This window comes from Flavobacterium arsenatis (assembly GCF_031456785.1).
GTDB classification, from domain to species: domain Bacteria; phylum Bacteroidota; class Bacteroidia; order Flavobacteriales; family Flavobacteriaceae; genus Flavobacterium; species Flavobacterium arsenatis.
The window spans coordinates 92,151-106,518 of the sequence record NZ_JAVDVI010000009.1; the positions used below are offsets into that span (position 1 = coordinate 92,151).

A 14,368-nucleotide genomic window follows, 5' to 3' on the forward strand; every position below is an offset into this window, starting at 1 on the left:
TTTGATTCTACAACAATTGAAATTGAAGAGTTTGTTTTTGAAGTAACTTTGCAAAAAATTTGCTGTATAAATTAATAAATCTTATAAATGCACTCCGATAAAAAAATGAATTTTCTTTCATTTCTCACTGAACTCGTTAATCGTTTTAAATCGGTTGGTAAGGTCAGAAACTTAAGCTATTTGCCTAGATGGGTTATTCTAACTATTGATATGTCGATAGTGATTTTTGCAGCATTTCTTACTATGGAAATGCTCAATAGTATGGGGCTCCATTATGTAAACAGGGATTTCCTTTATATCATAACTCCAACTTTTTTATTTTTAAATCTTTTTTTCTTTTGGCTTTTTAGAACCTATTCAGGAATTATTCGCCATTCGGGTTATATAGACGCCGTTAAAATATTCATTGCCTTGTTCTTTTCGTTGTTAATATTAATAATCATCAACCTTTCTTGTTTTTTTCTAAATGGAAAAAAACTTTTCATGAATACAGGATTGTTCATCAATTTCGTTCTTTCCTTCTCGGGTCTTTTTGTTTATAGAATAATTGTAAAGCAAACCTTTGAAACGTATTTCTCCGAAAGTAAATCTACAGATTTGATGAGGGCATTAATATACGGATCAGATGCAAATGCAATATCGGTTGCAAATGCATTAAAATCAGAAAAGCCATCACGTTTCAAGATTATTGGTTTTGTTGATAAGCAAAATCAAAATACTTCTAAGAGAATATTGGATTTACCTATTCTTAATTTAAGAAAGAGAATTCCAGTAATCATGCGTTCTGTTGAAGCCGAAGCATTGATTATGGCCGATAAAAGCCTTTCTAAAGATGAAAAGATGCAAATTGTAGATGAATGTCTGGAATTTAATTATAAAGTATATACTGTTCCGCTAATTTCCGATTGGGAAGATCGAAATGAAATTTCAAAGAAAGTTAAGAATTTTCAAATTCAAGACTTGTTGGAGCGAAAACCAATTGTATTGGACAATAAGTCGATTTCAGGTCAGCTTAATAATAAAACAGTTCTTATTACAGGGGCAGCAGGTTCTATTGGAAGCGAAATCGTCAGACAGGTTATTGGGTTTAATCCTAAAAAAGTAATCATGCTTGATCAGGCAGAAACACCACTTCACCATCTTAGTTTGGAGATGAATAAATTACTTCAGACCAAGGTGAAAATCCGTACAGTAATTTCCGACATACGAAATAGAGAAGCAATAGAGGAAGTTTTCAGAAAGTTCAAGCCAGAAGTAGTCTTTCATGCAGCCGCATACAAACACGTTCCCTTGATGGAAGAAAATCCTTCACAAGCCATATTTGTTAATGTACAAGGAACAAAAAATCTAACAGATTTGTCCTGTAAATACAATGTAGGGAGTTTTGTAATGGTTTCTACAGATAAAGCTGTGAATCCAAGCAATGTTATGGGGGCCAGTAAGCGAATCGCAGAAAAATACGTTCAATCACTTCATTATAAAATGAATGTCGAGCAAAATCTTTGCAAGACTAAATTTATTACAACTAGGTTTGGAAATGTACTAGGCTCTAACGGATCTGTGGTGCCTTTATTTACCGAACAAATTGCAAATGGAGGACCCATAACAATTACACATCCAGAAATCATACGCTATTTTATGACCATTCCCGAAGCATGTCAGTTAGTACTAGAAGCTGGAGCAATGGGCAATGGGGGAGAGATTTATATATTTGACATGGGCAAACCGGTCAAGATTATAGATTTAGCCAATAAAATGATTCGACTAGCAGGATTCACTCCCGAAAAGGACATCAAAATTAAAATTGTCGGACTAAGGCCTGGCGAAAAATTATACGAGGAATTATTGAATGATTCATCCAAAACATTGCCAACACATCATGAAAAAATCATGATAGCACAAGAGCAACATGATGATTTTGAAAATTTATTTGAAAGTATAGATGATTTGATTACAACAGCAAAAACCTACTCCAGTACCGATATAGTTACCAAAATGAAAGTAATAGTGCCAGAATTTATAAGCATGAATTCTGATTTTGTAACATTAGATAAATAAGAAAGACAATGGTTAATAATGTATATTTGCACCTTTAAAAATTTTTACGATTTAAAATACCATTTATTATGATAAAACGATTAGCTATCATTGCAATTTTGGGAATTCTTTTTATTTCTTGTGCATCAAGGGAAAAACTTGTATACTATCAGAATATAAAGAACCTTCCAAGTTCAGAAATGACTAATTACAATCCGACTTTAAAAGAAGATGATCTACTATTGATTTTAGTTTCTGCACCAATTCCAGAAACAGCTAAAGATTTTAATCTTACCACCTATAATATGACAGGGGGTACGGGTTTAGGGGCTCAGAATTTGGATATTGCACAAGGACAAATCAGACATCAAACTTATTTGATTGATAATAAAGGATTTATTCAGTTCCCTGTTATTGGCAGCATTAAATTAGGAGGATTAACCAGGGAAGAGGCTTTAAGAGTTTTAAATACATCTTTAAAAAAGTATATTACAGATCCTATTGTAAATTTACGAATATTAAATTACAAGGTCACAGTTCAAGGAGAAGTCATGAGACCCGGCACTTTTAATATCATTTCAGAGAGGATTACCTTGCCAGAAGCTATTAGTATGGCAGGAGATATGACAATTTACGGAAAAAGAGACAATGTCCTGGTGATTAGGGAAATGGATGGTAAAAAAACGCATAACTTCGTAGACATGACCCAGTCAGATTTTATCAATTCTCCATTTTATTATCTTTCTCAAAATGATTTAATAGTGGTAGAACCTAATAAAACAAGAATTAACGCTTCTGCTGTTGGACCTAATATTTCGGTAATTATCTCTTCATTATCCCTTTTAATAACTGTTATCGCTTTACTTGTCCGATAAGATGCAAAACAATAATGTTCCAATGATAGAAAATACCGAAGATGCTTCGTTCAGCATTAAAGAACAGATAGAAAAATACATCATCCATTTAAAATGGTTTGTTTTAAGTGTGTTTATATTTTTAATTGGAGGCTTCCTGTATTTAAGATATTCAACTCCTGAATATAAGATAGAGGCAACCGTGTTGATAAAAGACGATAAGAAAGGAGGATTATCTGAACTTTCAGAAAGTTTTGCAGACCTTGGTATTTTAGGAGGGGGAAAAAGTAATGTTGACAACGAGATTGAAATATTAAAATCTAGAACCTTAGTAGAAAATACAGTTAAAGATTTAGAACTAAATATCTCTTACTTTAGAGATGGAAGATTAAAAACAACCGAAGCTTATAAGCAATCACCAGTAAAAATAAGCTTTTTCGATAAATCAGAAGATTTTTTTGAAAAAGATACAACATTTGTTATCGAGAGCCTATCCTCCTTAAAATTCAACTTATTAGATGTTGAAAAAAATATCATTGGAGAATTTAGCTATGGTAAAACAATAAAGACTACTCTTGGAAAAATGGTGGTGCTTTATAAAAGCGAAAATGTTAAATCGGGTATTAAATTTACGACTGTTAGGCTATCATCACTTGAAAAAGTTACAGATACCTACAGGAAAAAACTTCAGGTTACTCCTGTGAATAAGATGACAAGCGTATTGACATTATCTATAGTTGATCCGGTTAAAGATATAGGTGTTGATTTTCTAAACAAGCTTATTGAAAAATATAATGAAGATGCTATAAATGACAAGAACCTTGTTGCCAAAAATACAGAAGCCTTCATCAATAAAAGGCTCGAAAGCATTGTGGTTGAATTGGATACTGTTGAAGGCGATATTGAAAAATTTAAAAAAGTTAATAGGGTTACGGATATTGTTTCTGAAGCACAAATATTTCTACGAAGCTCAAGCGAATATGAAAAAAATTCAATTGATACTGCAATTAAATTAAAAGTAGTTGAAGATGTTTTGAACTTAATTGGTAAAAGTACGAATCAAGATTTAATACCCGTTAACATTGTTCCTGACGGAGGTAATACTTCAGGACTAATCCAAGAATATAACCAATTGGTATTGGATAAGAGTAGGATTGCAAAAGGAGCTACAGCTGAAAATCCATTAGTAATAAATCTAGAACAGCAGTTGAGTGGTTTGAGGCAAAGCATAACAGAAAGCCTTAAAAATCTCAAATCATCTCTAACAATTTCCCAGAAAGATCTACGTAGACAAGGCGGCGTCTTAGGCGGAAAAATAGGAGAAATACCTAGACAAGAAAGAGAAGCAAGAGAAATAGGAAGAAAGCAACAAGTAAAAGAAGCACTTTATTTGTATTTATTGCAAAAACGAGAAGAGAATGCAATAGCGTTAAACGTGACTGCTCCAAATTCTAAAGTAATTGATGATGCTTATGCATCACCAATTCCGGTTTCTCCAAAATCAAAAATTATTTATTTGGCAGCTTTGCTTTTGGGAATATTAGTTCCATTTGGAATTATTTATATCTACGACTTATTAGATACAAAAATCAAAAATAGGGGAGATATCGAAGGCAAAGTGCAAGTTCCATTTATAGGAGATGTTCCACGTTCAGAATCCCACGAAGAATTGATCAAGGCAGAAAGTAGATCAAGTTCGGCTGAAGCAATGAGGATCATTAGGACCAACCTGGACTTTATTGTCAATCAGGTTCCCGACGGCATTGCAAAAACAATATTTATGACTTCCACTTTTCCTAAAGAAGGAAAAACATTTATATCCGTTAACCTCGCTGGTACTTTTGCCCTTTCTGGAAAAAAAGTACTTTTGATAGGAATGGATATTAGAAATCCAAAGTTGGATGAATATATGAATTTACCAAATAGAGGTGTAACGACTTATTTGTCATCCAAAAATGTAGAGCTGAATGATTTCCTAATTAAGCAAGAGGGATATGAGCATTTTTATGTATTGCCAGCTGGGGTAATTCCTCCAAATCCTGCTGAACTACTTATGGGAACAAAAGTTGAAGCAATGTTTGAAACTCTAAAAAAGCAGTTTGATTATATAGTAGTTGATACTGCTCCAGTAAGTCTTGTAACCGATACTTTATTGATTGCAAAACATGCAGATGCGTTTATATATGTTGTTCGTGCAAATTTCCTAGATAAAAGAATGCTCAGAATACCAGAAACATTATATAGAGAAAAGAAACTACCTAACATGTCGATTCTTTTGAATGATACAGATACTAAGAAAGGTTATGGCTATGGCTACGGTTATGGCTACGGTTACGGTGTAGATGTTGTAAAAGAGCCTTGGTATAAAGAAGTTTTTAATTCAATAAAAAAGAAGTCGTAAGACTTCTTTTTTATTGGTGTAATTCCTTAATTTATTTCTTGGGTTTTCCTATTTCAACTCTGCAATAAATTCCAAGATTGTAGAGGCAATCCTGCTTTGTTCATTCTCATCAGTAAGGTATTTTCGTTCATTGGCATTCGATAGAAAACCAAGCTCAACGGTTACAGCTGGAGCTTCGGATTTTTCAATTATATATATTCGTGCTTCTTTAATTCCTCTGGATTTCAAGCTATGGTTTTTAACCAACTTCTCATTTAATTTTTCTGCAATTGCTTTCGATTTTTCATAATTTGAATTTTCTTTATTGATGAAAAATTCAATACCCGAAGCATTCTCATTTTTTACAGCATTAACGTGTAAGGACAAAACCAGATCAGGCTTAATTTTGTTGATGTAATCCGTTCTGTCTTTTAGGGAAACAAACTCATCGTCGGTTCTCGTAAAATGAATCACAATTTCTTGATCCTCATTTTGAGCTTTTATATTATTTGAAATTTTCTGAATGATTTCTTTTTCCGAGAATTCCTCGGCAGTTATTCCGTGATCTTTTCCGCCGTGTCCGGCATCAATCACAACAGTAATTTGTTTCGATTTCGAATCTTTCGGATTGATGAAGGCACAAGAACCAACAACTACTAAAGCCAGGATAATCTTGAATGTGTTTTTCATATTATTTCGTTTTTTGTTTATACGTTGATAACTGCATTTTATCTTAAAAAAGTATGAAAAGATTAAAATCCTTTCAAAGCATCGAATAATCCTTCAGGCATTTCAATATACATGTCGGTTGCAAAAGCCCTCATTGATTTCGAATCTTTAAAATCTTTAGAAGCTTTTTCATCATTCGATTTCATCATTCTTGCATTGCCTGTAATTAAGCCTAAAGCCGTACTCAACAAAGGTTCTGTGGGATTTCCCAGTTGCCCTAAATTTCCGGTATCTTCCCTTAAAAGAACAGTCGGAGGCAAACCATCCTGATATTCTCCAAAACCATCCTTGTTGATCGTTTTGAAAACAAGAGGTTGCATGGCATATTTATGTCTCCTGTTTCGGTCTTCTCTTGAAAAATCTGGAGAATCATATAGTGTGATGGAACCAACGTTTTTTCCTGTTGTAACATCTCCAATCTGAACAACATTGATGTAGGGTTTCAAACCGTTAATTACCAACTCACTTGCTGAAGCCGTTCCCGAGGCTGTTAAAATATAAACTCTTGAAAGATTCATACTGTTTATAGGTGTATTTCCAATTGCATTAGTGAAATTATTGATAAACCTTGAAGGATCAATTGCCGCTTCGACTTTGCTATTCCATTGCTGTTTTGCAAAAAGCTGTCCGTTGAACTGTCCTGTTATCATGCTGGCCAAATAAGCAGATGTTTGAACAGAACCTCCGCCATTATATCTTAAATCCAAAACCAATTCAGTGGCTCCTTCAGATAAAAATGTTCCAAATGCTTGGTTGAGTTGCAGGTCAAAGTTTGCCGTAAATCCGTTATACATTAAATAGGCTACTTTGTGTCCGCCTGTTTCTATTACATCTGCTAAAAGAACAGGGTTTTCAGTAAGTTGTGTTTTGGTTAAGGATACTGTTTGTCCGTTTGGAGTAATTGCACCACCATCATATTCAGCGAGACTCAAGGTATAGTTTTGAGCACTCAATAAATCTTGAAAGTTGATATCGGTAAGAGAAGTTCCATTAACAGCATAAAAAATATCCCCACGTTGAATGTCTTTATTGGATGCATTCGATCCTGGAATTACATATTTTACCCAACCGTAAATTTCACTCGGATTGCTTTCTTTTCGGCGAAGACCAAATTCAATACCATTATGGGTACTGATTCCCTGAAAAAGATTTTCTAAATAAGTATAATCATCAACCAAGACACTAAACCGGTCAACAGCTTCTGGAACCGGAAATTGGCTTACGGGTTTATAAAGTAGGCTTTGGAATAAATTAGCGGGACCAGAAGTTGCCATCAAAAACTCATTCAATTCGCCTTGATTTGCAAAACGATCATCGGCCAAATCAGGAACATCTTCCTGCCATAAATAATAAAGATTAAGACCTTTCCAGATAAAGTCATCTATTTCTACTTCACTAGCAACACCTAGAGTGTCGTCCATATCTTCACAGCTTTGAAAGGCAAAAGCAGTTATGATAAATAAAATCAAGGCTTTATAAGAATTCTTCATAGTATAATGTTTATTTTACAAACGTAAATTTAATTACTTTAGTTTTATTTTCAATTCCTTTGTAACAAAAAAGATTGAGCCTCGTCTAGCTTATATAATCATCAATCAAGTGTTGGGAAACCAGCCAAAGAATCAAAAAACAATCAGATGCATCAAAATGAGTTTGTAAACCTGATCAACCCTTTCAAGGACAAGATCTTTAGAGTCGCCCGACGTTTGCTGGTGAGTACTGAAGAAGCGGAAGATGCAACCCAAGAAGTTCTGGTGAAATTATGGAATAAAAAAGATAGTCTAAACAACTACAACAGTGTTGAAGCCCTTGCCATGACAATGACAAAAAATTATTGTCTGGATCAGTTAAAATCAAAACGGGCTGGAAACTTAAAAATCGTTCACAATAATTTTACAGATAGGGAAGCAGGTTTGCAGCAAAAAATTGAAGATGTGGACAGTTTGAATTGGGTCGAAAAAATAATCGATCAACTGCCCGAACAGCAAAAATTGATTGTCCAGATGAGGGATATCGAGCAATATGAATTTGAAGATATTGCCAAGATTTTAGAAATGAATGAAACGGCCATTCGGGTAGCACTCTCAAGAGCCAGGAAAACGATAAGAGAATTTATGTTAAAAACACACAGCTATGGAATTGGATAAACTAGAAATACTATTAGAAAAATACTTCGAAGGAGAAACAAGTATTGCCGAAGAAAATCAATTGAAAGAGTACTTTTCTTCCTCAAATGTAGCGCAGCATTTGAAACAATACAAACCGTTATTTGGTTATTTCTCTGCCTCAAAACAGCAAGAGTTCACGCAAGAGGTTCCTTTAGTTTCGAATAATCAAACTAAAAAAAGAACGACAACTTGGTTATCAATTGCAGCATCAGTAACTGTTTTGTTAGGTGCCGGAACGTTCACTTACTTTAATTATGACAACACACAATCACAGGAATTAGGAACTTATGATGATCCAGAAGTTGCCTTTCGAGAAACCCAGAAAGCATTGTCGTTGTTATCTCAAAATGTAAATGTCGGGATGGAAAGTGTTCAGTACATTCAAGAATATGAAACCGCTAAAAACAAAGTATTCAATTAAAATCAATCAAAAAATTAATTAAATTTTAAAAATTAGAAATCATGAGAAAATTCATAATCACAACAGTTTTAGCTTTATTACCATCTTTATTTTTCGCACAGTCAGCATTTGATAAATTCAGCGAGATGGATGATGTAACAATGGTAGTCATCAACAAAAAATCATTTGATTTGCTCGACCAGTTGCAATTTAAAATGGATAAGAAAACAGAAAAATATGTAAGCCAAGTAAAAAATATCAAAAACTTCAAAATGTTTTCAACTTCCAGCAATAAGATATCCAATGACATGAAGCAAACCTTTGATACTTACAGAAAAAAACAAAATCTGGAACAATTGATGAGCATCAAGGAAGGCGGAAACAACATCAATATCTATGTGAAATCAAACGACGATTCATCAAAAGTTTCCGAATTGCTAATGTTCATCGAAGGTGGAGATAAAAAAGGAGACCAAACCGTGTTATTGTCTGTAACCGGAGATTTCGATTTGGCAGCCTTGAATCAATAACAAAAAACAAAAAATAAAAATAAAATGAAAAAGTTTATAATTGCAGCCGTATTTGCCTTTTTGCCAACGCTAATTTTTGCACAGCAATCGGTTTTTGATAAATTTGAAGACGTAGATGCCATTACAACCGTTGTGGTAACTAAAAAGATGTTCCAAATGATGGGGAATGTTCAACTGGATAAGAAAGACAAAGAAGCACAGCAGTTTTTGAGCCTCACAAAAAAGCTGAACAACTTGAGGGTTTTCACAACATCCAACTCAAAACATGCCAGTGACATGAAGGCCACTGCCGAAAAACACCTAAAATCAGCCGGTTTAGAAGAGTTGATGCGAGTGAAAGACGGAGGGCAAAACATCCGAATTCTGGTTAAATCTGGAGCAAAAGAAACTCAAATAAAAGAGCTTTTGATGTTCATTGAAGGAGGAAATGTAAGTACAGGAAAAGCAAACGAAACAATCCTTTTATCGCTAACTGGCGACTTCGATTTAGACGATTTATCGATATTGACTGAAAAGATGAATCTCCCTGGAGGTAGTGCTTTGAGCAAAGGATCAAAAGGTAAGAAATAATGAAAAAGATATATTTCATAGCCCTAATTTGCAGCTTGTTTCTAGCAAGCTGCAGTTCTGAACCCTCACTGCAAAAATACTTTGTAGAGAAAACAGAAAACAAGAATTTCATTGCAGTAGATGTTTCGCCTGAGATATTGAATATCGAAAAAACGAAACTCACTCCAGAACAATCGGAAGCATTGAAATCATTCGAAAAGATGAACATCTTGGCTTTCAAGCTGGACTCAACCAACAACGCTCAATACGATATTGAAAAGGCAAAAGTAAGTGCTATTTTGAAAAACGAAAAGTACCAAAAACTAATGTCATTTGGTTCAGGAAAAGACGGTGTAACCATCAGTTTTGTTGGAGAAGAAGAGAATATAGAGGAATTTGTAGTCTATGCCAAAAGCAAGGAAACAGGTTTTGCAGTTGTCCGGATTTTGGGCGACAAGATGAATTCGACCCACATCATGAACATGCTTTCGGTAATACAAAATTCAAACATGGATTTGGACCAGCTGAAACCGCTTCAGTCCATGTTCCCCAAAAAATAGATTTTAGGTTAATGTTAATTTGAGAAAAACGTTCAGGTAATTTATCTGGACGTTTTTTTTTGTTCAAGAACCAATCCCGCTCTCGTTATAAAAACGAGATCGGGTTAGCTTCGCCATCAGAATCAGAAGGCACGAATAAGACTATTGTCTAATTTATAAAAGTCAGAAACCATCGAAACCACACAGCTTTGCGTAGTTATATATCTACAAGTTCTGTAATACTATGTTTCTATGTGGTAAAAAAAATAAGCTCGAAGGCTTATTTCTTAAAATATTTAAACGGAACCAAAAGCATCCCAAAACATTCCCCATGTTCCTTTCCAATATGCTTGTGATGCATTTTGTGAGCACGTCGAACTGCTTTAGCATATCGATTATTCGCGTTTCTAAACAACTTAAAACGCTGATGGATAAAAATATCGTGCACCAAGAAATAAGCCAATCCATAAGCAAAAATTCCCAATCCAATAGCCAAACCAATCTCTAATATATTGTTTTGCCAAAGCAAGAAAAAACCAATACTGATAACGGCATAGATGATAAAAAAAGCATCATTCCGTTCAAACCAGGAGTCGTGGTCTTTTTTATGATGATCAGCATGCAAAGACCATAAGAAACCGTGCATGATAAACTTATGACTGAACCAAGCCATAAACTCCATAAAGCAGAACGTTAGAAAAAACACCAAAATATGAATCCACATAATAATTTTTTTAAATTCCAAAAAACAAAAAACAAATTACAATCTCCAAAAAACAAATAAATTCCAATTTTAGAAATTCAAAACCTATTGAAACTAATAACTTACAACCTATAACCTACAACGAATAACATACAAATTACAAAAAATTCAACCGGTACGTCACATAGCATTTTGCAAACAATCCCAATTTCTGATAATCGGAAACGCGAATCCTTGTGTTTTTTATTTCTGCCGAAGGTGTTTTCTTCAACTTCGAAAGTAATTTTTTATAATATACATAAGCCGTATAAACGCCAAATTTTGCTTCGAGTGGTAAATGCAAGATACCTTCGTAAGCTTCCTTAAAATCGGCCTCAATTTCATCAACAATTTTTTGCTTCGAAACCTCGTCGAGTTTGTTCAAGTCGGTATCTGGAAAATAGGTTCTGTTTAAATCTTCGAAATCAGCTTTTAAATCCCTTAAGAAATTCACTTTTTGGAAAGCCGAACCCAATCGCATAGCCGAATGTTTCAACTCTTCATATTTTTCATCATTTCCCTTCACAAAAACTTTCAGACACATCAACCCAACTACATCAGCAGAACCATAAATGTATTCCTGATATTCCTGTTTTGTCGTGTATTCATTTTTGATCAAGTCGAGTTTCATACTTTGCATAAAAGCATCAATAAGCTCCATCGGGATATTATATTTCGTAACGGTATGCTGAAAAGAATTCAAAATCGGATTCAAACTGATTTTATCTTTCAAGGCCAAATGCAGATTATCTTCAAATAACTGCAACAAATCGGCCTTGTCATAATCGTGAAAACTATCCACGATTTCATCTGCAAAACGCACAAAACCATAAATATTATAGATATCCTGACGGATACTTGGAGCAAGCATTTTTACCGCTGTAGAAAAGGAAGTGCTGTAGGATTTGGTGACATTCCTACTGCATTCAAATGAGACTTTGTCGAAAATAGACTTCATATACTAATAATGTTTCTCGATTAATTCGGCAACTAATTTTCCAGAAATCAAGGCTGGCGGAACTCCGGGTCCGGGAACTGTCAATTGTCCTGTAAAATACAAATGCTTTACTTTTTTGCTCTTTAATTTGGGTCTCAAAAATGCGGTTTGCAACAGCGTATTTGCCATTCCGTAGGCATTTCCTTTATAGGAGTTGTATTGTTCTACAAAATCATTCTTGCAAAACGATTCCTTAAATATAATGTTTTCTTTTAAGCTTTGCTGTGTCAATCGCTCCAATCTAGTTAAAATTTTATCGAAATATTGGTTCCTCAACGCTTCTGTATCTTCAATTCCTGGAGCTAATGGAATCAAGAAAATCGCTGATTCTTTTCCTTCTGGAGCTGAATTCGAATCTGTCTTCGATGGAAAACTTGCATAAAACAAAGGGTTTTCGGGCCATTTCGGATTATCGTAAATATCCGAAGCATGAACATCAAAATCTACATCAAAAAATAATGAATGATGTTCTACGTTTTTAATTTTCTTGTCAAAACCTACATAAAACAATAGGGAAGAAGGAGCAAAAACGCGACTTTCCCAATATTTTTTAGAATAAGCACGGTTTTGCTTTTCCAATAAAGTCTCGGTATGATGATAATCGGCACCACTCAAAATGATATCTGCTTCAACTGTTTCGCCATTCACAACCAAGCCGTAAGCCTGTTTTTCCTTTACCAATATTTTGGAGATATTGCTATCGGTTTTTATGGTAACACCTAATTCTTTAGCCAATTTTTCCATAGCAAGAATCACCGAATACATTCCATTTTTCGGATGCCAAGTGCCCAAACCAAAATCAGCAAAATTCATAAAACTGTAAAACGATGGCGTGTCCGAAGGTTTGGCACCTAGAAACAAAACTGGAAATTCCAAAATTTGAACGAGCTTCTGGTTCTTGAATTTTTTCCGGATGTTTTTTGAAATGTTCCCGAAAAATTGACCAACTTTCATCGCAGTTTCTATGGTAACCAACTCCAAAGGCGAAACTCCAGGACGATAAACCAAATCCTTGATGGCAATGTCATAATTGCTTTTGGCTTCCTTCATAAATCCTTCCAAAACTTTTCCGCTTCCCTTTTCGATTGCTTCGAATGTTGCCTTTATTTCTTCCAGATTATCTGAAATCAACACAAATTCATCGACTCCGAAATAAACCTGATAGGCTGGAGATAGTTTTGTCAACTCGTAATAATCCGATGGTTTTTTATCAAAATCAGCAAAGAAACGCTCGAAAACATCTGGCATCCAATACCAAGTCGGACCGATATCAAATGTAAAGCCGTCTTTTTTCAGTTGTCTGGCTCTTCCTCCAATTGTCGCATTTTTTTCATAAACGGTAACCTTATGTCCGGCTTTCGCCAAATAGCAAGCACCTGCTAACGATGAAAAACCCGAACCTATGACTTTTATATCTTTTTTCATATTGTTTAACAAATATAATTAAACGTTAAACAAAAAGCGTTCTTGTTTAACATATATTTAAAGTCTTTTTGTAAGGTTATCGATCGAACTGAAAACAGAGACTTTTGAAATTTCATTATTATGGTAAATGTGTTCCGTATTTCGGCCCAAAAGCCATAATTCGGATTGGGTGTCTTTCAGTATTTCGTTTTTTATTCTTTGTACATAATTTTCAACCTCTTCTTTTTCCGGCGAAACCGTCATATAGCTTACAAACACAATTTCATGAAAAATCTGTGCAATATCTTTCAAATCTTCAATTGGAATATTGGCACCAAGGTAGATGCTTTTATATCCGTTAAGGCTTATTTCATAATTGATGTACATTAACCCCAATTCATGAATTTCATTCATTGGAAGGAATAAAACAAAAACTTTATCGTTGTTTTGAGGCTCTTGAATTTGAACTTTTTCCGTATTGATCACCAGTTTCTGAAGGATCAAATTACTTATAAAGTGTTCATGAGCAGGTTTTATGGTATCGGTTTGCCACAATAATCCAATTTCGTTGAGAAGCGGAATGAAAATTTCGTTGAAGATTTCCCTGAACGATTTTTCAGAAAGCAAATTGTTGTAAGTTGTTAGAAATAATGCTTGGTCAAAATTAATCATGGCCATTTTAAAAGCATTGATGGCATGAATCTTTACACTTTTTTCAGAAATTATTTCCCGAACCAGAACGGGAATTTTCTCGGCAGGGTATTTTGAAATGGTCGAAATTTTATATCCATAATTATGAAGCAAAGTGATGTTGAGCAATTTTTGCAAATTGGAAATGTCATAAAACCGTATATTGGTTTCAGTTCGCATCGGTTCCAAGATGTTGTATCTTTTTTCCCAAATCCTGATAGTATGTGCTTTTATTCCCGAAAGGTTTTCCAAGTCTTTTATGCTGAATACACTTTTGACGCTTTGCATGATTTTTATTTTGTTTAACAAAAGTAGTTATTTAATTAAACAAAAAAATAAAATCTTAAAA

The 14,368-nt window shown here is 34.2% G+C and carries 14 protein-coding genes; 8 read left to right on the forward strand and 6 right to left on the reverse strand.

The window, feature by feature from the left end; all coding sequences use genetic code 11:
- The first annotated feature begins 105 nt into the window (after positions 1–105).
- The 3 genes from J2X31_RS11300 (at position 106) to J2X31_RS11310 (ending at position 5,292) form a co-directional block, all read left to right on the forward strand.
- Positions 106–2,058, forward strand: coding sequence for a polysaccharide biosynthesis protein (locus J2X31_RS11300; RefSeq protein WP_310026823.1), 1,953 nt, complete (start codon positions 106–108; stop codon positions 2,056–2,058).
- A 68-nt stretch (positions 2,059–2,126) separates the two neighbouring features.
- A complete protein-coding gene (locus J2X31_RS11305; RefSeq protein ID WP_310026824.1) occupies positions 2,127–2,912 on the forward strand; it encodes a polysaccharide biosynthesis/export family protein in 786 nt (261 codons plus the stop codon).
- 22 nt (positions 2,913–2,934) lie between these two features.
- Positions 2,935–5,292 (forward strand): GumC family protein, encoded by a 2,358-nt coding sequence (locus J2X31_RS11310; RefSeq protein WP_310026825.1) that lies wholly within the window; start codon positions 2,935–2,937, stop codon positions 5,290–5,292.
- Positions 5,293–5,340: 48 nt separating this feature from the next.
- On the opposite strand, the gene J2X31_RS11315 is transcribed toward J2X31_RS11310, so the two are convergent.
- Both J2X31_RS11315 and J2X31_RS11320 read right to left on the reverse strand, forming a co-directional pair.
- A complete protein-coding gene (locus J2X31_RS11315; RefSeq protein ID WP_310026826.1) occupies positions 5,341–5,961 on the reverse strand; it encodes an N-acetylmuramoyl-L-alanine amidase family protein in 621 nt (206 codons plus the stop codon).
- 62 nt (positions 5,962–6,023) lie between these two features.
- Entirely contained in the window at positions 6,024–7,490 is a 1,467-nt protein-coding gene (locus tag J2X31_RS11320; RefSeq protein WP_310026827.1) for a GFO_1087 family putative carboxy terminal peptidase, read from the reverse strand.
- 147 nt (positions 7,491–7,637) lie between these two features.
- Here J2X31_RS11320 and J2X31_RS11325 point away from each other — a divergent pair, with 147 nt between their 5' ends.
- Genes J2X31_RS11325 through J2X31_RS11345 form a run of 5 tightly spaced genes read left to right on the forward strand, consistent with a single transcriptional unit; the run spans position 7,638 to position 10,207 of the window.
- Positions 7,638–8,147 carry a GFO_1088 family ECF-type sigma factor gene (locus tag J2X31_RS11325; RefSeq protein WP_310026828.1) on the forward strand — a complete coding sequence of 170 codons (510 nt, stop codon included), beginning with the start codon at positions 7,638–7,640 and terminating at the stop codon, positions 8,145–8,147.
- A complete protein-coding gene (locus J2X31_RS11330) occupies positions 8,134–8,589 on the forward strand; it encodes a PG0215 family putative anti-sigma factor (protein ID WP_310026829.1) in 456 nt (151 codons plus the stop codon). The genes J2X31_RS11325 and J2X31_RS11330 overlap by 14 nt, the downstream gene beginning before the upstream one ends.
- 41 nt (positions 8,590–8,630) lie before the next feature.
- Positions 8,631–9,098, forward strand: a complete 468-nt coding sequence (locus J2X31_RS11335; RefSeq protein WP_310026831.1) for a GFO_1090 family protein — start codon at positions 8,631–8,633, stop codon at positions 9,096–9,098.
- Positions 9,099–9,122: 24 nt separating this feature from the next.
- Positions 9,123–9,668, forward strand: coding sequence for a GFO_1090 family protein (locus J2X31_RS11340; RefSeq protein WP_310026833.1), 546 nt, complete (start codon positions 9,123–9,125; stop codon positions 9,666–9,668).
- Positions 9,668–10,207: a GFO_1091 family lipoprotein gene (locus J2X31_RS11345; protein ID WP_310026835.1), complete on the forward strand. Its 540-nt coding sequence runs from the start codon at positions 9,668–9,670 to the stop codon at positions 10,205–10,207. Before J2X31_RS11340 ends, J2X31_RS11345 begins: the two co-directional genes overlap by 1 nt.
- A 259-nt stretch (positions 10,208–10,466) precedes the next feature.
- Here the strand turns inward: J2X31_RS11345 and J2X31_RS11350 are convergent, their stop codons facing one another.
- The 4 genes from J2X31_RS11350 to J2X31_RS11365 form a co-directional block, all read right to left on the reverse strand.
- Positions 10,467–10,910, reverse strand: a complete 444-nt coding sequence (locus tag J2X31_RS11350) for a sterol desaturase family protein (RefSeq protein ID WP_310026836.1) — start codon at positions 10,908–10,910, stop codon at positions 10,467–10,469.
- Positions 10,911–11,046: 136 nt separating this feature from the next.
- Positions 11,047–11,886, reverse strand: coding sequence for a phytoene/squalene synthase family protein (locus tag J2X31_RS11355; RefSeq protein ID WP_310026837.1), 840 nt, complete (start codon positions 11,884–11,886; stop codon positions 11,047–11,049).
- 3 nt (positions 11,887–11,889) lie between these two features.
- Positions 11,890–13,350 (reverse strand): bifunctional phytoene desaturase/3,4-desaturase, encoded by a 1,461-nt coding sequence (gene crtID, locus J2X31_RS11360; protein WP_310026839.1) that lies wholly within the window; start codon positions 13,348–13,350, stop codon positions 11,890–11,892.
- A gap of 57 nt (positions 13,351–13,407) precedes the next feature.
- Positions 13,408–14,307 carry a MerR family transcriptional regulator gene (locus J2X31_RS11365; protein ID WP_310026840.1) on the reverse strand — a complete coding sequence of 300 codons (900 nt, stop codon included), beginning with the start codon at positions 14,305–14,307 and terminating at the stop codon, positions 13,408–13,410.
- Positions 14,308–14,368 lie beyond the last annotated feature (61 nt).